Source organism: Cellulosimicrobium funkei (genome assembly GCF_004519295.1).
Classification (GTDB): domain Bacteria; phylum Actinomycetota; class Actinomycetes; order Actinomycetales; family Cellulomonadaceae; genus Cellulosimicrobium; species Cellulosimicrobium funkei.
In genome coordinates this window covers 172,202-193,633 of record NZ_SOZH01000010.1, presented here as the reverse complement: position 1 = coordinate 193,633, position 21,432 = coordinate 172,202, and the positions used below count along the sequence as shown (strand labels likewise).

Genomic DNA, 21,432 nt, shown 5'->3' with positions numbered 1-21,432 from the left:
TGTCAGAGCAGGCAGGACGGCCCGAGCAGCGCCTTGAGGTCGCCGAACAGCGCCGGCGACTTCTCGACCCGCAGCCCGTCGCCCGCGCGCACGACCGTGGTCTTGCCGGGCTCGAGGACCTGGACGTGCACCTCGGCCGAGCCGGGGTGCGTCGCGAGGACCTCGCGCAGACGCAGGATGATCGGCTCGACGCAGCGCGTGTGCGAGACCTTCACGGCGAGCGGCGACTCCGCGCCCACGGTGATGTCCGGGAGCGAGACCTCCATCGCCTGGAGCTGCATCGTGTCGTCGCGCCGGCGCACGCGCCCGCGCAGGACCACGACCTGGTCCTCGGCGAGGACGGTCGAGTACGCGAGATACGTCTCGCCGAAGAACATGACCTCGACGGCACCCTCGAGGTCCTCGATGGTCACCGCCGCCCACGGGTTGCCGTTCTTGCTCATCTTGCGCTGGAGCGACGTCACGAGTCCGGCGATCGTCACGGTGGAGCCGTCGGGCCGGCCCTCGTCGGCGAGGAGGTTCGCGATCCCGGTGTCTGCCGCGCGCGTCAGCACGTGCTCGAGACCGGACAGCGGGTGGTCGGACACGTACAGGCCGAGCATCTCGCGCTCGAACGCGAGGCGCTGCTTCTTGTCCCAGTCCGGGAGGTCGGGCACGTCGACGGAGAACGACATGCCGTCCTCGGCGTCGGCGCCCCCGAAGTCGGCGAAGAGGTCGAACTGCCCCTCGGCCTCCTTGCGCTTGACGCTGATGACCGAGTCGACGGCCTGCTCGTGCACGACGAGCAGGGCGCGCCGCGCGTGGCCGAGCGAGTCGAAGGCGCCTGCCTTGATGAGCGACTCGATGGTGCGCTTGTTGCACACCACGGCCGGCACCTTGTCGAGGAAGTCGGTGAACGACGTGAACGCGCCCTTCTCCTCGCGCGTGCGGATGATCGCGTCGACGACGTTCGCGCCAACGTTGCGCACGCCCGTGAGACCGAAGCGGATGTCGCCGCCCACCGCGGTGAACTTCGCCGCCGAGTCGTTCACGTCCGGCGGGAGCACGGTGATGTGCATGCGGCGGCACTCGTTGAGGTAGAGGGCCAGCTTGTCCTTGTCGTCGCGCACGCTCTGCAGGAGCGCCGCCATGTACTCCGTCGGGTAGTTCGCCTTGAGGAACGCCGTCCAGTACGCCACGAGGCCGTACCCGGCGGAGTGCGCCTTGTTGAAGGCGTAGCCCGCGAACGGGACCAGCGTGTCCCAGACCGCCTGGATCGCGGCGTCGGAGTACCCGCGCTCCCGGCAGCCCGCCTGGAACGGCACGAACTCCTTGTCGAGGATCTCCTTCTTCTTCTTGCCCATCGCGCGCCGCAGCAGGTCGGCCTGTCCGAGCGAGTACCCGGCGAGGATCTGCGCGGCCCTCTGGACCTGCTCCTGGTAGACGATGAGGCCATAGGTCTCGTCGAGGATCTCCGCGAGGGGCTGCTCGAGCTCCGGGTGGATGGGCTCGATCTTCTGCAGCCCGTTCTTGCGCAGCGCGTAGTTCGTGTGCGAGTTCATGCCCATCGGGCCCGGGCGGTACAGCGCGATGACGGCCGAGAGGTCGTCGAACTTGTCCGGCTTCATCTGGCGCAGGAGCGCGCGCATGGGGCCGCCGTCGAGCTGGAACACGCCCAGCGTGTCACCGCGCGCGAGCAGCTCGTACGACGCCTTGTCGTCGAGCGTGAGCGACTCGATCTCGATCGGCTCCTTGCCGTTCATCTCGATGTTCTCGAGCGCGTCGTCGAGGATCGTGAGGTTCCGCAGCCCGAGGAAGTCCATCTTGATGAGGCCGAGGCCCTCGGACGTCGGGTAGTCGAACTGCGTGATGACCGCGCCGTCCTGGGGACGGCGCATGATCGGGATGATGTCGATGAGCGGGTCGCTCGACATGATGACGCCCGCGGCGTGCACGCCCCACTGCCGCTTCAGCCCCTCGATACCCCGCGCGAGCTCGACGACGCGCTGCGCCTCCGGGTCGGTGTCGTGGAGCTGGCGGAACTCCGCCGCCTCGGAGTACCGCTCGTGCTTCGGGTCGAAGATCCCCGACAGGGGGATGTCCTTGCCCATGACGGCCGGCGGCATCGCCTTGGTGAGCTTCTCCCCCATCGCGAACGGGAAGCCGAGGAGCCGTGCCGAGTCCTTGAGGGCCTGCTTGGCCTTGATCGTCCCGTAGGTGACGATCTGGGCGACGCGGTCGTCGCCGTACTTCTCCGTGACGTACCGGATGACCTCCCCGCGCCGACGCTCGTCGAAGTCGACGTCGACGTCGGGCATCGAGACGCGCTCGGGGTTGAGGAACCGCTCGAAGATCAGCCCGTGCTCCAGCGGGTCGAGCTCGGTGATGCCCATGAGGTACGACGCCATCGAGCCTGCGGCGGACCCACGGCCGGGGCCGACGCGGATGCCCTGGTCCTTGGCCCAGTTGATGAAGTCGGCGACCACGAGGAAGTACCCCGGGAAGCCCATCTGGATGATGACCTCGGTCTCGTACTGCGCCTGCTTGCGCGCCGCGTCCGGGATGCCGTTCGGGTAGCGGCGGTGCAGCCCGCGCTCGACCTCCTTGACGAACCAGCTCGTCTCGTCCTCGCCCTCGGGGACGGGGAACCGCGGCATGTAGTTTGCCTTCGTGTCGAACGACACCTCGCACTGCTCGGCGATGAGCAGCGTGTTGTCGCACGCCTCGGGGAGCTCCGCGAAGACCCGGCGCATCTCGGCCGCCGACTTCACGTAGTAGCCGGTGCCGTCGAACTTGAACCGGTCCGGGTCGTCGAGCGTCGAGCCGGAGTTGATCGCGAGCAGCGCCTCCTGGCTGGAAGCGTCCTCCTCGCGCACGTAGTGGAGGTCGTTCGTCGCGACGAGGCGCGCCCCGATGGTCTCCGCGAGGCGCAGGAGGTCCTTCGTGACCCGTGTCTCGATGTCGATCCCGTGGTCCATGAGCTCGACGAAGAAGTTCTCGCGGCCGAAGATGTCCTGGAGCTCGCCCGCCGTCCGCACCGCCTCGTCCCACTGGCCGAGGCGCAGGCGCGTCTGGATCTCGCCCGACGGGCACCCGCTCGTCGCGACGAGGCCCTTGCCGTAGCGCTGGAGGAGGTCGCGGTCCATGCGCGGCCACTTGCCCATCTGCCCCTCGAGCGACGCGAGCGACGACGCCCGGAACAGGTTGTGCAGACCCTCGTTGTCCTTCGCGAGCAGCGTCATGTGCGTGTACGCACCGCGCGCCGACACGTCGTCGGACTCCTGCCCCTGCTGCCCGAACCGCACGCGGGTCTGGTCGAACCGGCTCGTGCCCGGCGTGACGTACGCCTCGACGCCGATGATCGGCTTGATGCCCTTCGCCTGCGCCCGCGACCAGAACTCGAACGCCCCGAACACGTAGCCGTGGTCCGTCGTCGCGATGGCCTTCTGGCCCAGGCGCTCGACCTCGTCGAACAGGTCCCCGATCCGGGCCGCACCGTCCAGCATCGAGTACTCGGTGTGGACGTGGAGGTGGACGAAGTCCTCGGTCGCGGTGGGCATGCACCGATCTTAGGCGTGCCCCACCCACACCCGGGCGAGGTCGCGGCGGGTCGTGCGGTACGTCACGCGAACGGCGCGCGGTGCCCCGCCGAGAGGGGTCAGACGTACGTCGTCAGGGTCTTGGCGGCGTCGCGGTGGTCGATGCCCGCGTCGAGGTAGACGGGTCCGGACACGGCGTACCCGAGCCGCTCGTAGAAGCCGATCGCCTGGACCTGGGCGGAGAGGAGGACGCGCACGGCGCGGCGACCGCGACCCGGCCGACGTGCACCTCTCCCGGGTGCGCGGGGTCCGTGAGGAGCCGGCCCGTGCCGACGACGTCCCCGCCCCGGTCGCGGTCCCGGACGAGCACGTGCGTGGTCGTCTCCGCGGTGTCCAGGTCGTCGATCTCCTCCTCGACCGGCACCCCCTGCTCGTCGACGAACACCGCGAGCCGCAGCGCGTGCGCGGCGGCCAGCCCGGCGTCGTCGGCCACGCGCTCCACGGCGAGCCGGGCGTCGCCCGGCCCCGAGGCGGCGACGGTCACGCGTACGCCCCGCGCAGCACCTCGAGCGCGTGCGCGAGGTCGTCCGGGTACTCGCTCGTCAGCTCGAGCCACTGCCCGGTCGTGGGGTGCTCGAACCCGAGGCGCATCGCGTGCAGCCACTGGCGCGTCAGGGACACGCGCGAGGCCAGCACCGGGTCGGCACCGTACGTGAGGTCGCCGACGCACGGGTGCCGCAGCGCGGAGAAGTGCACCCGGATCTGGTGCGTGCGACCCGTCTCGAGGTGCACCTCGACGAGGGACGCGGCGGGCAGCATCTCGAGCACCTCGTAGTGCGTGACCGAGGGCTTGCCCTCCGCCGTGACCGCGAACTTCCAGTCCGCGCTGGGGTGCCGCCCGATCGGCGCGTCGATGGTCCCGGTGGTGGGCTCGGGATGGCCCTGGACGAGCGCGTGATAGACCTTCTCGACCGTGCGCTCCTTGAAGGCGCGCTTGAGCGCGGTGTACGCGACCTCGCTCTTCGCGACGACCATGAGTCCCGACGTCCCGGCGTCGAGGCGGTGCACGATGCCCTGGCGCTCCGCGGCGCCCGACGTCGAGATCCGGTACCCCGCGGCCGCGAGGGCGCCGACGACGGTCGGGCCCGTCCAGCCCGGCGACGGGTGGGCCGCGACCCCGACGGGCTTGTCGACGACCACCAGGTCGTCGTCGTCATGCACGATGCCCATGCCCGGCACGGGTTCCGCGACGACCTCGACGGCGGGCGCGGCGTCGGGCACGTCGACCTCGAGCCACCCGCCCGGGACGAGCCGGTCGGACTTGCCGACCTCGCGCCCGTCGAGGCGGACGGCGCCGCCTGCGGCGAGCTCTGCGGCCCGCGTCCGCGAGAGGCCGAGGAGCCGGGACAGCCCGGCGTCGACCCTCTCGCCCGCGAGGCCGTCGGGCACCGGGAGCGACCGGAGGCTCACCGCGCCCCCTCGTCGTCGGTTCGCGTGGCGGTCGGCTCGGGTGCGGGCCCGGACGTCGGCTCGACGGCGTCGTCGGCGCTCGTCCCGGAGCCCGCGTGGTCGCCGCCGTGGCGCGTCCCGTCCAGCCCGATGCCGAGCACCGACAGGACGGCGATCATCACGGCCGCGGCCACGATCGCGATGTCCGCGACGTTGCCCACGAACCAGTTCGCGTAGGCGATGAAGTCGACGACGTGCCCGCGCGCGAAGCCGGGCTCCCGGAAGAAGCGGTCGACGAGGTTCCCGAGCGCGCCGCCCAGCAGGAGGCCCAGCGCGACGGCCCACGCGCGCGAGCCGATGCGGCTCACCATGCGCACGATGACGACGACGACCGCGACCACGACGATGGTCAGGAGCCACGTCATGCCGGTCGCGATGGAGAGCGCCGCACCGGGGTTGTAGATGAGCCGCAGCCCGAGCAGCGACCCCACCAGCGGGATCGTGTCGTCGCCCAGCGTGAGGCTCGACTCCGCCCACCACTTGGTGAGCTGGTCGAGCACGAGGACGAGGACGGCGAGGACGACGGTCCACACGACCAGGACGCGTCGCGGACCGCGCCGGACGGCTCCTGCGGCGAGGTCGGCGGGCGCCTGCGGGGAGGCGTCGGCGGGGTCGGTGGGCTCGGGGCGCGCGGAGGTGGACATCGGCCGCAAGTCTGCCACGTCGTCGCCCCGGTCGACGCGGCCCCGCGACGCGTCGGCGCTCAGCGCCGCTCGGCGCGCTGCTTGGCCTCGACCGAGAGGTTCGCGCGCGGGAACGCCTGGAGGCGCGCCTTGCCGATCGGCAGCCCCGTCTCCTCGCACGTCGCGTACGTGCCGGCCGCGATGCGGTCGAGCGCGTGCGACGTCTGCGCGAGGAGGTCGCGCACGTTGTTGACGAGCGTCAGCTCCTGCTCTCGCTCGAGGGCGCTGGACCCGGAGTCGGCCTGGTCGTCGCCGGCCCCGTCACCGGAGTGGCGCAGGAGGTTCGACAGCTCCTCGTCCGCGACGGCGAGCTCCCCCTCCAGCCGCTCCTTCTCGGCGAGCAGCTCCGCGGCGAGCTCCTCGGCCTCCCGCAGGGTCCAGGGCTCCTCCCCGTCGCGCACGGGGAAGGACTTGACGTCCTTCGCGAGGTTCGGGAAACGGTCGCGCACGGCCGAACGGGCCGCGGTGGTGAGCTTGGTCATGTCGCCCCTCCAAGTTCGAGTCACGCGAGAGTAGACGCAGCGGCCGGTACGCACAACACACCACGCCGGTCCGCCGAGGCGGGAGAGAAGGCGTAGGTGCGTGGCGTACCGGCCGCTGCCGGACGGTCGACGCAGGTGCTAGATGCCGGGAGCGAGGTCGCTCGTGCGGCTCGCCCCGCCGACGTTGCTGCGCGGCGGGAGGGCGCTGCCCCGGTTGTCCAGGTCGCCCAGCAGGTTCTGCAGGTAGCTCTTGAGACGCGTGCGGTAGTCCCGCTCGAAGATCCGCAGCTCGTCGATCTTGCGCTCGAGGAGCGAACGCTCCTGCTCGAGCTGCGAGAGCGTGCGGTGCGAGGTCTCCTCGGCCTCGCGCACGATGCGCGAGCCCTCCTCCTTGGCCTCCGCGATGAGGCGGTCACCCTCCTCCTGGCCGGAGCGCACGTAGTCGTCGTGCAGCTTCTGGGCCAGCTGGAGCATGCCCGTCGCCGACTCTGGCTCCGCCGCGTTCTTCGTGACGACGGCCTGCGAGATCGGGGCGGCGCGCACGGGCTCCGGCTCCGGCTCGGGCGCCTTCGGCGTCTCGACGACGGGGGGCTGCACCGCAGCGCTGGACGCGTCGGCTCGGCTGAGCTCGGCGAGACGACGCTCCGCCGCGGCGAGCTTCGCCTTGAGGTCCTCGTTCTCCTCCTGCACGGAGTTGAGGGTCCTCACCACCTCGTCCAAGAAGTCGTCGACCTCTTCGACGTCGTAGCCCTCGCGGAACTTCGTCGCCGAGAACTTCTTGTTCAGGATGTCCTCTGCAGTGAGCAGTGCCATCGGTTCACCTCATAGCGTTTGCGTGTCGGTCCGGGCGACCTCGCGATCACCAGACTCCAAAGTAGCGGACATTGCCCTCAGGGGCGGGAGCAGCCGCGCCGTCGCGCGCCGTCGAACCGTGCCGACGGCGTGCAGCGTGCGCGGGCGCGCGGTGGGGGTCGGGGCGAACCGGACGTAGCGGCCCGGTACGGACCGCCCGGACACCCCGATCGGGTGACGTGCGTCTCAGAGCGAGGACACGACCTGCGCCGCGATCGTCACCGCGAAGAACAGGATGATGAATGCGAGGTCGAGGCGCACCTGACCCAGCGAGAGCGGCGGGATGAGCCGACGCAGCGCGCGCAGGGGCGGGTCCGTCGCCGAGTAGATCACCTCGGCGAGCACCAGCAGGACCCCACGGGGCCTCCAGTCGCGGGCGAAGAACTGCACCCAGTCGAACACGAGCCGACCGATGAGCAGCAGCAGGTAGAGCCAGAGCAGGAATCCGACGATGCCTGTGATGAGGTCCCAGATCACGGGTCAACTGTGCCAGACGCACCGCCCCCGGCCCCGCCGGGGACACGCGCTACGCCCAGGGCGGACGCGCAGGAGGGACGGGCGCGTCACCGCGTCCGCCCCTCCGTGCGTGCGGCGCGTGCTCGGCGGGTCACCGCGCCGCGCGCACGCTCAGCTCTGGTTGTAGAAGCCCGCGCGACCGGGGGCCGGCGCGGCGGCCTGCTCCTCGCCGGTGATCTCGACGTGCTCGGGCGAGAGCAGGAACACCTTGTTGGTGACGCGCTCGATGGCCCCGTGCAGCCCGAAGATGAGGCCCGCGGAGAAGTCGACGAGGCGCTTCGCGTCCGCGTCGTCCATGTCCGAGAGGTTCATGATCACCGGGGTGCCGCCGCGGAACGCCTCGCCGATCACGCGCGCGTCGTTGTACGACCGCGGGTGCACCGTCGTGATCCGCCGCAGCTCGGCCGCCGACATGCTCGTCTGCGGCACCTCGCGCGGCCCGAGCGCGCGGTGCAGCGGCGTCACCGGTGCCTGGTAGTCGTGCGCCACGTCCGCCCCCGTCTCGTCGAGCTCGTCGACGTACTCGTCCTGCTCGTCCTCGCCGCGATCATCAGCGAGGCCCAGATACAGCATGGTCTTGCGCAGCGCTCCCGCCATGGGCCTTGCTCCGTCCTCGATCGATCCTCGGTCCACCGGCCGTCGGACCGGTGCGTTCACGCTAACCGAGGGTGCGCGGCGAGCCCCGGACGACACGCCCGGCGTGCGCAACCTCGTGCGGAGGTCGGACCGAGCCCGCTCAGGTGTCGGTGAGCGCCACGAGCCCGGCGAACCGACCGGTCGTCGTGCCGCGGCGCGCCGCCCGACGGTGCGAGAAGAACCGCTCGTCCTCGATCGTGCACGCCGGGACGCGCACGACGTCCGCCACGCCCGCCGCGACGAGGTCGGCGACGACCCCCGCGGGCAGGTCGAGCGCCGGCGCCCCCCAGGACGTCGTGGACCACGTGGCCGGACGCGCGAGCGCGACGTCGTCGCGCATCCACGCGGGCACCTCGTAGCACCGCCCGCACGCACTCGGCCCGACGGCGGCCCGCACCCGCTCGACCCGCGCGCCAGCGGCGACCAGGGCGCCCAGCGCCGCGTCGACCACCCCGTGCGCGAGGCCGCGGCGCCCGGCGTGCGCGACGCCGACGACGCCCGCCTCGGCGTCTGCGAGGAGGACGGGCACGCAGTCGGCCACGAGAACGCCGAGGCCCGCGCCGCGGGACGCGGCGACGAGGGCGTCCGCCTCCCCCACCGTGTCGACGGGGTCCGCACCGCGCGGCACAGGCTCCACCGTCGCGACGCGGGTGCCGTGCACCTGCGTCGCGAAGGACGCCGGGACGCCGAGCCACGCGGCCGCGCGCGCACGGTTGGCGCGCACCCGATCGGCGTCGTCGGTCACGTTCAGCCCGAGGTTGAGCGTGTCCCACGGCGCCGGCGAGAGCCCGCCGTCGCGCGTCGTGAAGCCGGCGCGCACCCCCGGCCCGAGGTCCACCTCGAGCAGGACGGGAGGGGCGGCGCCGTCGGCACCGCCCCTCCCGTCCTGCACGGCCCCGGCGCTCACGCGGCCCCGCACCGCGCCACGCGGTCGCGCACCGTCACTTGAGGAAGTCGGGCACGTCGAGCTCCTCGACCTTGCGGCGCGGGGGCTCCTCGTCGAAGATCCGCGGGGGCACGTCGACGCCCTCGTTCTGCCCGCCCGGCACGGCCTCCGCGTTGTGGTTCCCGGCGTCGCCGGAACCGACCACGGTGAACGGGGCGGGGGCGACCGGCTGCACCGGCACCGGGCCGTGACCGCCGTCGAGCGTGACGGGCACGTCGTCGGCCTCCGGCTGGATCGGCACGACCGGCCGCGGCAGCGTGTGCGCACCCGTCGTCGGTGCCGGCGGCACGGTCCGCGCGGCGGGCACGACCGGGATCGCGCTCGTCGCGGGGCGCTGGGCACCTGCCACCTGGCCGAGCGCCCGCGCGTCGCCCCGCACCTGCGGGGCACCGCCGTCGAAGCCGGCCGCGATGACGGTGACACGGACCTCGTCGCCCAGCGCGTCGTCGATCACGGCGCCGAAGATGATGTTCGCCTCGGTGTGCGCGGCCTCGTGGACCAGGCGCGCCGCCTCGTTGATCTCGAACAGGCCGAGGTCGGAACCACCCTGGATGGAGAGCAGCACGCCGTGGGCGCCGTCGATGCTCGCCTCGAGGAGCGGCGACGAGATCGCCATCTCGGCGGCCTGGACCGCGCGGTCGTCGCCCCGCGCGTTGCCGATGCCCATGAGGGCGCTGCCCGCGCCCTGCATGACGGACTTGACGTCCGCGAAGTCGAGGTTGATGAGACCGGGGGTCGTGATGAGGTCGGTGATGCCCTGGACACCGGACAGCAGCACCTGGTCGGCCTGGTGGAACGCCTGCAGCGCGCTGACGTTGCGGTCCGACATCGACAGGAGGCGGTCGTTCGGGATGACGATGAGGGTGTCGACCTCGTTGCGCAGGTTCTCGATGCCCTGGTCCGCCTGGACCGAGCGGCGGCGGCCCTCGAACGTGAAGGGCCGCGTCACGACGCCGACGGTCAGCGCGCCGAGCGAGCGCGCGATGCGGGCGACGACCGGTGCGCCGCCCGTGCCGGTGCCGCCGCCCTCGCCCGCCGTGACGAAGACCATGTCCGCGCCGCGCAGCACGTCCTCGATCTCCTCGGCGTGGTCCTCGGCGGCCTTCTTGCCGACCTCGGGGTCGGCGCCGGCGCCGAGACCGCGCGTGAGCTCGCGACCGACGTCGAGCTTGACGTCCGCGTCGGACATGAGGAGCGCCTGGGCGTCCGTGTTGATGGCGATGAACTCGACACCCTTGAGGCCGACCTCGATCATCCGGTTGACGGCGTTCACGCCCCCACCGCCGATGCCGACCACCTTGATCACTGCTAGGTAGTTCTGCGGAGTTGCCACGTCAATGCCTCTCGATCGGTCAGCCCTGAACCTTCACCCTCAAGTAGAGGGTTATAGTTATGTCAGGTCGTTCATGGGTCGACCGTAGGTGTCGACGTGCCCATCATCAACGACCGTCCCGCGCGTGTCGGGGATCGCCACGCGCGCATTCACCGCGTCACCGGGAGCCGTGGGGCCGAGACGTCGTACACGGTGACCCCCGCGTTCTCCGGGACGGCCCGGAGCGTCTGCAGGACGCGCACCTTCAGCGCCGCCTCCTCGGAGCTCCCCCACTCGACGACGACGCCGTCCCGCAGCGTCATGCGGACCGCGTCGCGCGTCGGCGCCGAGACCTCCGCGACCTGCGCGTGGAGGTCCGCCGGGAGCGCGTTGAGCAGCACGAGCGCGGCGTCGAGCGCCCGCGCCCCCTGGTCGTCGAGCGGCGCGTCGATCTCCGGCAGCCCCTCGGGCACGACCGGGTCGGTGCGCACGTGGACGCCGTCGGCGTCGAGCAGCGCGAAGCCGTCGTCCACGGGCACCGCCACGACGGGCTCGCGCGACTCGAGGAGCACAGCGAGCCCCGAGGGCCACGCACGCCGGATCTCGACGTCGCGCACGCCGTTGAGGTCGAGCACCTGCTCGCGCAGCGCGACCGTGTCGAGCCGCGGCAGCGGCACGCCGTCCGCGGCGGCGACCACGTCGCGGACCTGCTGCGGGTCGATCACCGTGCCCTCGCCGGAGACCGTGACCTTGTCGAGGTCGAGGCCGAGCACGGGCGAGAAGAACGCCACCCACGCGAGACCGGCGACGACGAGGAGCGCCGCGACCCAGCCGAGGACGCGCGTGCGGACCCGGTGACGGCGCATCGCGTCGCGCTCGGCGAGCCGCTCGGCCATGCCGTGTGAGACGACCCCGATCGGGGCGGCGGACGCGCCGCGCGGTACGGACGTCGTCGTGCCCGTGGCCCGGCCGCCGCCACCGCGCGCGGCCGGAGGACGACCGGTGCCGGGTCGGCCGCCCGACGAGCGCACGAGCTCGGAGCCCGGAGCCGCGACGCGGCGCACCGGTCGCGTCGGCGTGTCCTCGACCGGCGCACGGCGCGCGCCCGCGGGCGGGGCCGGCTTCGCGGAGCTCGGGGCCTGCTTCGCGGGGCCCGGAGCCGCGGGCCGTCCGGCCCGTTCGCCCGCGCCCGACCGGCCCGGCCGCGGCGCGGCGGGACGAGGCTGGGGCGGCGGACGCATCAGGCCTCGCCTCCTCCGGGCGCCGGGGCGCCGTCGCGACGCGCGCGGAGGCGCTCGAGGACGACGGCGCCCAGCTCCGTGACGTCCCCCGCCCCGACGGTGAGCACGAGGTCTCCCGGGCGGGCGGCGTCCGCGACGCGGCGGGCCGCCTCGACGCGGTCCTCGACCGCGTCGACGACCACGCCGGGAGCGTCGACCAGGTCGGTGATCGTGCGCGCGCTCACGGCCGGGTCCGGCTCCTCGCGCGCCGCGTAGACGCCCGTGACCACGACCTCGTCCGCGCCGGCGAGCGCCTGCGCGAACTCGCGGGCGAACGTCGCGGTGCGCGAGTACAGGTGCGGCTGGAACAGCACGAGCACCCGACCGCCGGCCGCGACGGGCCGGGCGGCGGCGAGCAGCGCGGCCACCTCGGTCGGGTGGTGCGCGTAGTCGTCGACGACGCGCACGCCGCCCGCCTCGCCGCGGGCCTCGAAACGACGGCCGGTGCCGAGGAAGCCGTGCGCGGCCGCGACCGCCGCCGCCGGGTCCACGCCGAGCACGACCGCCGTCACGACGGCCGCGGTCGCGTTGAGCGCGTTGTGGTGCCCCGGCACGCGCAGCAGCAGCGCGAGCCCGTCGAGGCGCGCCGCACCGACCGTGCCCGTGAGCGACGCCCGCACCCCGGGTCGGCCCGCCTCGTCGGTGGGGGCCACGTCCGCGAGGCGCACGTCGGCGTCCGCGGCCGTGCCGTACGTGACCACCGCTCCCCCGGCCCGGGCGTGGGACGACGCGAGAGCGCGCGCCCCCGCGTCGTCGGCGCACGCGACGAGCGTCCCGCCCGGGACGATCCGCGCCGCGAAGTCGACGAACGCCTGCTCGAACGCGTCGCGCGACCCGTAGTGGTCGAGGTGGTCCGGCTCCACGTTGGTGACGACGGCGACGTCGGGGGCGTAGTTGAGGAACGACCCGTCCGACTCGTCGGCCTCGGCCACGAGGACGTCCGACCCGAGGTGGCCGCCCGCGACGGGGCCGTCCTCGGTGAGCACCGTGCCGCCGATCGCGAACGACGGGTCGAGGCCCGCGCCGCGCAGGACGGTCGCGATCATCGCGGACGTCGTGGTCTTGCCGTGCGCGCCCGCCACGGCGACGGACCGGCCGCGCGCCATGAGCGAGGCCAGCGCCTGCGAGCGGTGCAGCACGCGCAGCCCGGCCGCGCGTGCCGCCGCGAGCTCGGGGTTCGTCTCGCGCACGGCGCTCGACACCACGACGGTGTCCGCGTCGGCGACGTGCGCGGCGTCGTGGCCCACCCACACCCGGACGCCGTCGGCGCGCAGCGCGGCGAGCGCGTCGCCCTCGCGCGCGTCCGAGCCCTGGACGGGGACGCCGTGCGCGGCGAGGAGACGGGCGACGACGGACATGCCCGCCCCGCCGGCGCCGACGAGGTGGACCGTGCCGAGCGCCTCGAGCGCGAGCGGGCCCTCGCCCGACGCCGCCGTCACGGTCGTGCCCCCGGTGCACCAGCGACGGCCTCGGCGACGAGGTCCGCGACCCGCGCGGCGCCGTCGCGCACACCCGCTCCCGCGGCGGCCGCGGCCATCGCGTCGAGTCGGCCCGGGTCACCGAGCAGCGCGGGGACCTCGCGCGCGACCCACGCCGCGTCGAGCTGCGCGTCGTCGACGAGCAGGCCGCCACCCGCGGCGACGACGGGGCCGGCGTTGAGCCGCTGCTCCCCGTTGCCGATGGGCAGCGGCACGTAGACGGCCGGGATGCCCAGCGCCGCGAGCTCGCCCACCGTGCCCGCGCCCGCGCGGCACACGACGAGGTCCGCGACCGCGAGCGCGAGCTGCATCTCGGCGAGGTACTCGCGCACGTCGTAGCGCGCGCCGGGGTGGCCCGCGACGGCACCGGCCGCCGCCTCGCGCACCGCGCCGTCCTTGCCCTTGCCCGTCAGGTGGAGGATCTGCGTGCCCGCCCCGAGGAGCGCGCCGGCGGCACCGGAGACCGCCTCGTTGAGGCTCTGCGCCCCCAGCGAGCCGCCGGTGACGACGAGCGTGCGCGCGCGGGGGTCGAGGCCGAGGCGCGCCGCGGCGTCCGCGCGCACCCCGGCGGCGTCCGCCGCCCGCGCGGCCACGAGGTCCTGGATCTCGCGGCGCAGCGGCAGCCCGGTGACGACGCCGCCCTTGAGCGGCGTGCCCTCGAACGTCACGCCGACGCGCGCGGCCCACCGGGCACCGAGGCGGTTCGCCAGGCCGGGGCGCGCGTTCTGCTCGTGGATCACGACCGGGACGTCGCGACGGCGCGCGGCGAGGTACGCGGGCGTGGAGACGTAGCCCCCGAAGCCGACGACGACGCGCGCGCCGGTCTCGTCGATGACGGCGCCCGCCGCGTCCACGGCGGACTTGAGACGGCCCGGGAGGTTGACCCATTCCGCGCTCGGGCGGCGCGGGAGCGGGACGCGCGGCACGTGCCGCAGCGGGTAGCCCCGGGCGGGGACCAGGTCGTCCTCCAGGCCGCCCGCGACCCCGAGCGCGGTCACCACCACGCCGGGCTCACGCGCCCGGAGCTCGTCCGCCACCGCGAGGAGCGGGTTCACGTGCCCCGCCGTCCCGCCGCCTGCGAGCACCACCGAACCGATCGTCGTCACGTACCTCGTCGTCCTTCCCTGCGGCAGGTGCCGCGTCCTGTCCGTCGTGCGGAGGTCTGTCGTGCGGGGCGGGGGCGCCCCACGGGTCCGGCGTCGCGGCCGGAGCGGCCGCGACGGCCGGGGAGGTCATCGCGCGGTCCGGCGCCGGGGGCGCGCCGCCCGGCCGACGACGGCGAGCGAGCGCCGCACGACGCTCCCTCGCGCGGCGAGCGCCTCGGCCGCGCCCGGTTCCGAGCGCGCGAACGAGATGAGCACGCCGAGCGCGGCCATCGTCATGATGAGCGCGGAGCCGCCCGCCGAGACGAGCGGCAGCGGGACGCCGATCACGGGCAGGAGCCCGATGACGACGCCGATGTTGATGAACGCCTGGCCGACGATCCAGCACGCGATCCCGGCCGTCGTGATCTTCACGAAGGGGTCGGGGTGGCGGCGCACGATCCGGCTCGTGGCGACGCCGACGATGACGAACAGCCCCAGCACCAGGAGCGTGCCGAGCAGCCCGAGCTCCTCGCCGATCACGGCGAAGATGAAGTCGTTGTGCGCCTCCGGCAGGTACGACCACTTCTCGCGGCTCGCCCCGAGGCCGACGCCCGTGAGCCCGCCCGTGCCGAGCGCGTACAGACCGTGCATCGACTGGTAGCACTCGCCGAGGGTGTCGGTGCACTCGCGGTACGTCGCCATGATGCGCGAGAGCCGGTCGCCGCCCGACTGGTTGAGGATGAACACGTACCCGACGACGAACGCGGCACCGCCCGCCCCGAGGGCGAGCAGACGCCCGTCGGCCCCCGAGACGAAGAACGCCCCCGCGATGATCGCCATGACGACGAGCGCCGTGCCGAGGTCGTGACCCGCGAGCACGAGGCCCACGACCGCGACCGCGACGGGGACCGCCGGGATCAGCACGTGCCGCCACTGCCCGAGCATCCGCTGCTTGCGTCCGAGCACGACACCGAGCCACAGCGCGAGCGCGAGCTTCGCGACCTCGGCCGGCTGGAACGTGAAGAGCCCGAGGTCGATCCAGCCCGTGTTGCCGTTGACGTTCTTCGCGAGCGGCGTGAACACGAGCATCTGCAGCCCGAGAGCCACGAAGAGCGCGGGCCACGCGAGCCGCTTGTACCAGTCGACCGGCACGCGCGTGGCGACGAGCAGGACGGGCAGGCCCATGAGGGCGAACTTCGCCTGGTCGAGGAACGCCCCGAACGGCGACTTGCCTGCGGCGATCTGCGTGACCGCCGAGCTGGAGAACACCATGACGAGGCCGATGATCGCGAGCAGCGTGGTCGCGCCGACGAGCAGGTAGTAGCTCGTCACCGTGCTGTTCCACTGCCCGAGCCACGGTCGCTCGGCGGGCTCGGGCCGCGGGCGTCGCGGCTCGCGGGTCGTCGCCCGGCCCCGCGGCACCGTCCGGCTCGTGCCGGCCCGGGGGACGGTGCGCGTCGAGGGCGCGCCTCGCCCGTTCGCGGTCTGGGTCATCGGCTGCCCGGCCTACCCGTGGTCGGGGCGCAGGGCGCGCGCCGCCTCGGCGAACGCCTCGCCGCGCGCGGCGTACGAGCGGAACTGGTCCATCGACGCGCCGGCGGGCGCGAGCAGCACCGTGTCGCCGGCCTGCGCGAGGCGGCGGGCGGAGTCGACGGCGCGGGGCATCACGGTCCCAGTGTCGCCAGGATCCACGCGCACGACGGGGATATCGGGCGCGTGTCGGGCGAGCGCACCGGCGAACGGCTCGGCGTCGACGCCGATCAGCACCACCGCACGCAGCCGGTCGGCGCGCGCGGCGACGAGCTCGTCGAACGACGCCCCCTTCGCGAGGCCGCCCGCGACCCACACGACGGTGCCGGGCGCGAACGCCGCGAGGGACGCGGACGCGGCGTGCGCGTTGGTCGCCTTGGAGTCGTCGACGTAGGCGACGCCGTCGACCGAGGCGACCTGCTCGATGCGGTGCGACCCCGTGCGGAACGCGCGCAGCCCGTCGCGGACGGCGACGGCCGGGACGCCGTGCGCCCGTGCGAGGGCGGCCGCGGCGAGCGCGTTCGCCACGACGTGCGCGGGCACGACGCCGTCGGCGCCCGCGAGGTGCGACAGGTCGCCGAGCGTCGCGAGCTCGGCGGCGTGCGTGTGCCGGTCCGGCGCGTCCGCGGGCGCGTGGAACGCGCGGTCGACGAGCACGTCCTCGATGACGCCGAGCTGGCCGCGCGCCGGGGCGCCGAGCGTGAAGCCGACGGCGCGGGCCCCCTCGACGACGTCCGCCTCGCGCACGAGCGCCTCGGTGCGAGGGTCCGCGACGTTGTAGACGCACGCGACCCGGGCGTCCTCGAAGACCCGGCCCTTGTCGGCCGCGTAGGCGTCGATGCCGCCGTGCCAGTCGAGGTGGTCGGGGGCGACGTTGAGGACGGCGCCCGCCTCGGGCGACGTCGTGTGCGTGAAGTGGAGCTGAAAGCTCGACAGCTCGACCGCGAGCACCTCGAGCGTCGGGTCGAGCGCGGCCTCGACCACGGGCGTCCCGACGTTGCCGACCGCCGCCGTCCGCAGGCCCGCGGTCCGCAGGATCGTCTCGAGCATCTCGACGGTCGTCGTCTTGCCGTTCGTCCCGGTGACGGCGAGCCAGGGCGCGGGCCGCCCCGACGGGCCGGCGACGCGCAGGCGCCACGCGAGCTCGACCTCGCTCCACACCGGCACGCCGCGCTCCGCGGCGGCCACGAGCAGCGGGTGGCTCGGGCGCCAGCCCGGCGAGACGACGACGAGGTCCGTCGCCGCGAGGTCCACGTCCGCCGCGTCGTGTAGGTCGGCGTCGGCGGCGCCGTCGTCGAGCGTGACGACCGACGCCGCGCGCGGGCGGAGCGCCGCCGCGGCGGCGCGCCCGGACACCCCGAGACCGGCGACGACGACGCGCGCACGCTCGAGCGGGACGGCGAGGTCGTGGGGGTCGCGTGCCACTAGCCGACCACCCACTCGGCGTAGAAGATCCCGATGCCCAGCGCCGCGAACAGCCCGGCGATGAGCCAGAAGCGGATGACGATCGTGACCTCGCCCCACCCGGACAGCTCGAAGTGGTGGTGGAGCGGCGCCATCTTGAACACGCGGCGCCCGGTCATCTTGAAGAAGCCGATCTGGATGACGTCGGAGAGCACGATGATGACGAAGAGCCCGCCGATGATGAGCGCGAGGAACTCGGTGCGCGTGAGGATCGACAGGCCGGCGAGCGCGCCGCCGAGCGCGAGCGATCCCGTGTCGCCCATGAAGATCTTCGCGGGGCTCGCGTTCCACCACAGGAACCCGAAGCACGCGCCGACGATCGCGGCGGCCACGATCGCGAGGTCCTGCGGGTCGCGCGTCTCGTAGCAGCTCGGCCCGGCCGACGCGAGGCGCTGGCAGGTCTGGTTGAGCTGCCAGATGCCCACGAGCACGTACGAGCCGAACACGATGAGCGAGACGCCCGTCGCGAGCCCGTCGAGACCGTCGGTGAGGTTGACCGCGTTCGACCACGCGGTGATGAGGAAGTTGGCCCAGAGCACGAACAGGATCAGCCCGACCGTGACGCCCGCGAACGCGAGGTCGAGGTTCGTGTCGCGCAGGAAGGAGATGCGCGTCGACGCCGGCGTGCGGCCGTGCTCGTTGGGGAACTGCAGCGCGAGCACCGCGAACGCGATCCCGACCGCGCCCTGGCCGATGATCTTCGCGCGGGCCGTGAGCCCGAGGCTGCGCTGCTTGCGGATCTTCGTGAAGTCGTCGAGGAAGCCGACGATCCCGAGCCCCGTCATGAGGAACAGGACGAGCAGGGCGGACACGCTCGGGAACCGCCCCGAGACGACGTACGACATCGCCCAGCCGAGCAGCGTCGCGCCGATGATGACGACCCCGCCCATCGTGGGCGTCCCGCGCTTGGTGAAGTGCGCCGTCGGGCCGTCCTGGCGGACGAACTGCCCGTAGTTGCGGTGCACGAGGAACCGGATGAACAGCGGCGTCCCGAAGAGCGCGACGAGCAGGGAGACGCCCGCCGCGACGATGATCGCGATCACGCGCGTTCACCTCCTGCCGCACCGGCGCCCGCGGCCGCCAGCTCGTCGCCGAGCCGCCACAGCCCGGACCCGTTCGAGGCCTTCACGAGCACGACGTCCCCCTCCTGCAGCTCGTCGCGCAGCAGCGCGGACGCCGCCTCGACGTCGGGGACGAAGCGCGTCTCGTCGCCCCACGACCCCTCCTGGGTCGCACCGTCGTGGATCCCGCCGGCACCCTCGCCGACCACGACGAGCAGCTTGACGTTCAATCGGACCACGAGCCGGCCGATGTCGTCGTGCGCGACGCGCGAGTCCTCGCCAAGCTCCAGCATCTCGCCGAGCACGGCGACGGACCGCCGGTCGCGCCCCGCCATGACGGCGAGCGCCTTGAGCGCGGCGCGCATCGAGTCCGGGTTGGCGTTGTAGGAGTCGTCGATCACCGTGATGCCGTCGGGACGCTCGGTGACCTGCATCCGGTGCGGGCTCAGGGCGCGCGCGTCGGACAGCCGGGCCACGACGTCGGGCAGCGCGACGCCGAGGCGCAGCGCGGCCGTCGCGGCCGCGAGCGCGTTCGTCACGTGATGCTCGCCGACGAGGCCGAGGGTCACGCGCGCGCTCGTGCCCTCGCCGCGCGTCGCGTCGCCCGACGCGCCGGGGCGCACGCGCAGCGTGAAGGACGCCCGGCCCGTGCGGTCGATGCCCAGGTCCTCCGCGCGCACGTCCGCCGCAGGGATCGTCCCGAACGTGACGACCTCCCCCGGCGCGACGTCGGCCATCGCCGCGACCCGCAGGTCGTCCGCGTTGAGCACGGCCACGCCGCCGGGCGCGAGGCCCGTGACGATCTCGGACTTGGCGCGCGCCACGGCCTCGATCCCGCCGAACTCGCCCAGGTGAGCGCTGCCCACGACGAGCACGACCGAGAAGTCCGGGGGCGCGATGCGCGTGAGGTAGGTGAGGTGACCCACGCCGCTCGCGCCCATCTCCAGCACGAGGAAGCGCGTGGACTCGTCGGCCTCCAGCACCGTGAGCGGCAGGCCGATCTCGTTGTTGAACGACCCGCGCGGCACCACGGTGGGGCCCTCGGGGCGCAGGAGCTGGCCGAGCAGGTCCTTCGTCGTGGTCTTGCCCACGGAACCCGTGACGCCGACCACGCGCACGTCGCCGCGCTCGCGCAGCGTCGCGAGCACGTGGCGGGCCAGCTCGCCGAGCGCGGCCTGGACGTCGTCCACGACGACGCACGGCACGTCGAGCTCGCGCGCGGCGAGGACGAGCGTCGCGCCAGCCTCGACGGCGCCGGCGGCGTAGTCGTGACCGTCGACGTGCTCGCCCGGCAGCGCCACGAAGAGCGACCCCGGCGCGACCCGGCGCGAGTCGACGACGACGGGCCCCCCGACCCGGACCTCCGGGTCGGCGGACAGGCGTCCGCCGGTCGCTGCGGCCACCTGCGCCGCAGTGAGCTCGATCATGCGTGGTGCTCCTTCAGGTCGGGGGTGTCGTGGGGCGGCGTCGTCGCGGGGCGCTCCTCGAGCGCGGCGCGCGCCTCGACGCGGTCGTCCAGGGGGTGGTCGACGCCGGCGATCTCCTGCCACACCTCGTGGCCGCGGCCCGCGACGAGCACCGTGTCGTCCGAGCCCGCGGCGAGGATCGCCTCGCGGATCGCCCGGGCGCGGGGCGCGACCTCGAGCACGACGACGTCGCGCGGCTCGGGTGCGGCGGCCGCGGCCTCGCGCGCCGCGTGGGCGCCGGGCAGCACCTCCGCGCGGATCGCGGCCGGGTCCTCGCCGTGCGGGTCGTCGTCGGTCACGACCACGACGTCGGCGCCCTCGACCGCGACGCCGCCCATCGTGGGCCGCTTGCCGCGGTCCCGGTCGCCGGTCGCGCCGAACACGACCACGAGCCGGCCCGTCGTGGTGGGCCGCAGCGCGTCGAGCGCGAGGGCGAGAGCGTCCGGGTTGTGGGCGAAGTCGACGACGACGCGCGGCCGGTGGGGTGGCTCCGAGACGACCTCCATGCGGCCCGGGACCGCCGGGTCGAGCCCGCCGGCCGCCGCGAGGGCCGTCTCGAGGTCGCGCGCGTCCGTGCCCGCCTCGAGCACGAGGGCCAGGGCGAGGGCGGCGTTGGCGACGTTGAAGTGCCCGGGCAGCGACGTCGTCGTGCGCACGCTGCGGCCGTCACGGTGCCGCAGCGTGAACGCCGAGCCACCAGCCTCCGACGGCTCGACGTCGTGCACGGTCCAGTCCGCCGCGGGCTGCTCGTCGCCCGCCGCGGTCGGGCTCACGCGCAGCGTCGCGACGGGGACGCGCGCGGCCGAGACCATGCGCTCGCCCCACGCGTCGTCGACCACGACGACGCCGCGGCGTGCGTGCTCGGGCGTGAACAGCAGCGCCTTGGCCTCGAAGTACTCCTGGAGGTCGCCGTGGAAGTCGAGGTGGTCCTGGCTGAGGTTCGTGAAGCCCACGACGTCGTAGACGAGCCCGTCGACGCGGTGGAGCGCGAGCGCGTGCGACGAGACCTCCATCGCGAGCGTGCGCACGCCGTCCTCGCGCATCGCCGCGAGCAGGGCCTGGAGGTCGGCCGCCTCCGGGGTCGTGAGGCGGCTCGGCAGCACCCGGTCGCCGGAGCGCATCTCCACGGTGCCGATGAGGCCGCCCGTCCAGCCGAGCGCGCGCAGCGCGTGGTCGACGAGGTACGTCGTCGTGGTCTTGCCGTTCGTGCCCGTCACACCGAACGTCGTGAGGTCCTGCGCGGGGGCGCCGTACACCCAGGCCGCGACGGGGCCGAGGAGCGCGCGGGGGTCGGGGGCGACGAGCACCGGCACGTCGAGGCCGGCGTCCGCGAGCAGGTCGGCGCCCTCGGCGTCCGTGAGGACGGCACGGGCGCCGCGGCCCACGGCGGCGGGCGCGAACCGCGCCCCGTGCGCCCGGGCGCCGGGCAGCGCCACGAAGAGGTCGCCCGCGTCGGCGGTGCGGTCGTCCGACGCCACCGACCACACCTCGACGGAGCCCGGTGCGGCGGCGCTGCCCGCGCGGACGTCGAGCCCGAACCGTGCTGCCAGGTCCGCCACCGACCGACGGGTGGTCGTGGCAGGGCGAAGACGGTCGATCGGGGATGTCACGTGT

18 protein-coding genes are annotated in these 21,432 nt (G+C 74.0%); all 18 read right to left on the bottom strand.

Annotation, left to right across the window (positions count from 1 at the left end; all coding sequences use genetic code 11):
* Nucleotides 1–2: 2 nt before the first annotated feature.
* Nucleotides 3–3,539, bottom strand: coding sequence for a DNA polymerase III subunit alpha (gene dnaE / locus E1O70_RS16950; protein ID WP_061267591.1), 3,537 nt, complete (start codon nucleotides 3,537–3,539; stop codon nucleotides 3–5).
* A 98-nt stretch (nucleotides 3,540–3,637) separates the two neighbouring features.
* Entirely contained in the window at nucleotides 3,638–3,775 is a 138-nt protein-coding gene (locus E1O70_RS20510; protein ID WP_240696748.1) for a GNAT family N-acetyltransferase, read from the bottom strand.
* A gap of 283 nt (nucleotides 3,776–4,058) precedes the next feature.
* Nucleotides 4,059–4,988, bottom strand: coding sequence for an RluA family pseudouridine synthase (locus E1O70_RS16940; RefSeq protein ID WP_043655591.1), 930 nt, complete (start codon nucleotides 4,986–4,988; stop codon nucleotides 4,059–4,061).
* On the bottom strand, nucleotides 4,985–5,671 hold the full coding sequence (locus E1O70_RS16935) for a signal peptidase II (protein ID WP_082774412.1): 687 nt from the start codon (nucleotides 5,669–5,671) through the stop codon (nucleotides 4,985–4,987). The genes E1O70_RS16940 and E1O70_RS16935 overlap by 4 nt, the downstream gene beginning before the upstream one ends.
* Nucleotides 5,672–5,730: 59 nt before the next feature.
* Complete coding sequence (locus E1O70_RS16930) at nucleotides 5,731–6,192, bottom strand: TraR/DksA family transcriptional regulator (RefSeq protein ID WP_021482712.1); 462 nt, start codon at nucleotides 6,190–6,192, stop codon at nucleotides 5,731–5,733.
* Nucleotides 6,193–6,330: 138 nt separating this feature from the next.
* Nucleotides 6,331–7,005, bottom strand: a complete 675-nt coding sequence (locus tag E1O70_RS16925; protein WP_061267590.1) for a DivIVA domain-containing protein — start codon at nucleotides 7,003–7,005, stop codon at nucleotides 6,331–6,333.
* A 225-nt stretch (nucleotides 7,006–7,230) separates the two neighbouring features.
* Entirely contained in the window at nucleotides 7,231–7,521 is a 291-nt protein-coding gene (locus E1O70_RS16920; RefSeq protein ID WP_240696747.1) for a YggT family protein, read from the bottom strand.
* A 150-nt stretch (nucleotides 7,522–7,671) separates the two neighbouring features.
* Nucleotides 7,672–8,157: a cell division protein SepF gene (locus E1O70_RS16915; protein ID WP_034652914.1), complete on the bottom strand. Its 486-nt coding sequence runs from the start codon at nucleotides 8,155–8,157 to the stop codon at nucleotides 7,672–7,674.
* A gap of 139 nt (nucleotides 8,158–8,296) precedes the next feature.
* Nucleotides 8,297–9,103, bottom strand: a complete 807-nt coding sequence (pgeF, locus tag E1O70_RS16910; protein ID WP_240696746.1) for a peptidoglycan editing factor PgeF — start codon at nucleotides 9,101–9,103, stop codon at nucleotides 8,297–8,299.
* A 34-nt stretch (nucleotides 9,104–9,137) separates the two neighbouring features.
* Nucleotides 9,138–10,475, bottom strand: a complete 1,338-nt coding sequence (ftsZ, locus tag E1O70_RS16905; RefSeq protein WP_061267589.1) for a cell division protein FtsZ — start codon at nucleotides 10,473–10,475, stop codon at nucleotides 9,138–9,140.
* A gap of 149 nt (nucleotides 10,476–10,624) precedes the next feature.
* Nucleotides 10,625–11,695, bottom strand: a complete 1,071-nt coding sequence (locus E1O70_RS16900) for a cell division protein FtsQ/DivIB (protein ID WP_061267588.1) — start codon at nucleotides 11,693–11,695, stop codon at nucleotides 10,625–10,627.
* Nucleotides 11,695–13,173 (bottom strand): UDP-N-acetylmuramate--L-alanine ligase, encoded by a 1,479-nt coding sequence (gene murC, locus E1O70_RS16895; protein WP_061267587.1) that lies wholly within the window; start codon nucleotides 13,171–13,173, stop codon nucleotides 11,695–11,697. Before murC ends, E1O70_RS16900 begins: the two co-directional genes overlap by 1 nt.
* Nucleotides 13,170–14,318, bottom strand: coding sequence for an undecaprenyldiphospho-muramoylpentapeptide beta-N-acetylglucosaminyltransferase (gene murG / locus E1O70_RS16890; protein WP_128957523.1), 1,149 nt, complete (start codon nucleotides 14,316–14,318; stop codon nucleotides 13,170–13,172). Before murG ends, murC begins: the two co-directional genes overlap by 4 nt.
* Nucleotides 14,319–14,444: 126 nt before the next feature.
* A complete protein-coding gene (gene ftsW, locus E1O70_RS16885; protein WP_082774411.1) occupies nucleotides 14,445–15,791 on the bottom strand; it encodes a putative lipid II flippase FtsW in 1,347 nt (448 codons plus the stop codon).
* 12 nt (nucleotides 15,792–15,803) lie between these two features.
* Nucleotides 15,804–17,252: a UDP-N-acetylmuramoyl-L-alanine--D-glutamate ligase gene (gene murD / locus E1O70_RS16880; RefSeq protein WP_061267586.1), complete on the bottom strand. Its 1,449-nt coding sequence runs from the start codon at nucleotides 17,250–17,252 to the stop codon at nucleotides 15,804–15,806.
* Entirely contained in the window at nucleotides 17,252–18,334 is a 1,083-nt protein-coding gene (gene mraY, locus E1O70_RS16875; protein WP_021483305.1) for a phospho-N-acetylmuramoyl-pentapeptide-transferase, read from the bottom strand. The genes murD and mraY overlap by 1 nt, the downstream gene beginning before the upstream one ends.
* Nucleotides 18,331–19,779 carry a UDP-N-acetylmuramoyl-tripeptide--D-alanyl-D-alanine ligase gene (locus tag E1O70_RS16870; protein WP_061267585.1) on the bottom strand — a complete coding sequence of 483 codons (1,449 nt, stop codon included), beginning with the start codon at nucleotides 19,777–19,779 and terminating at the stop codon, nucleotides 18,331–18,333. Before E1O70_RS16870 ends, mraY begins: the two co-directional genes overlap by 4 nt.
* Nucleotides 19,776–21,428, bottom strand: a complete 1,653-nt coding sequence (locus tag E1O70_RS16865; protein WP_061267584.1) for a UDP-N-acetylmuramoyl-L-alanyl-D-glutamate--2,6-diaminopimelate ligase — start codon at nucleotides 21,426–21,428, stop codon at nucleotides 19,776–19,778. The genes E1O70_RS16870 and E1O70_RS16865 overlap by 4 nt, the downstream gene beginning before the upstream one ends.
* Nucleotides 21,429–21,432: the final 4 nt, after the last annotated feature.

What these genes read in the sequence shown, in the direction of transcription:
- dnaE (WP_061267591.1), bottom strand. Translation starts at nt 3,539, where the DNA reads ATGCCCACCGCGACCGAGGACTTCGTCCACCTCCACGTCCACACCGAG.
- E1O70_RS16935 (WP_082774412.1), bottom strand. Translation starts at nt 5,671, where the DNA reads ATGTCCACCTCCGCGCGCCCCGAGCCCACCGACCCCGCCGACGCCTCC.
- E1O70_RS16930 (WP_021482712.1), bottom strand. Translation starts at nt 6,192, where the DNA reads ATGACCAAGCTCACCACCGCGGCCCGTTCGGCCGTGCGCGACCGTTTC.
- E1O70_RS16925 (WP_061267590.1), bottom strand. Translation starts at nt 7,005, where the DNA reads ATGGCACTGCTCACTGCAGAGGACATCCTGAACAAGAAGTTCTCGGCG.
- E1O70_RS16915 (WP_034652914.1), bottom strand. Translation starts at nt 8,157, where the DNA reads ATGGCGGGAGCGCTGCGCAAGACCATGCTGTATCTGGGCCTCGCTGAT.
- E1O70_RS16900 (WP_061267588.1), bottom strand. Translation starts at nt 11,695, where the DNA reads ATGCGTCCGCCGCCCCAGCCTCGTCCCGCCGCGCCGCGGCCGGGCCGG.
- ftsW (WP_082774411.1), bottom strand. Translation starts at nt 15,791, where the DNA reads ATGACCCAGACCGCGAACGGGCGAGGCGCGCCCTCGACGCGCACCGTC.
- E1O70_RS16870 (WP_061267585.1), bottom strand. Translation starts at nt 19,779, where the DNA reads ATGATCGAGCTCACTGCGGCGCAGGTGGCCGCAGCGACCGGCGGACGC.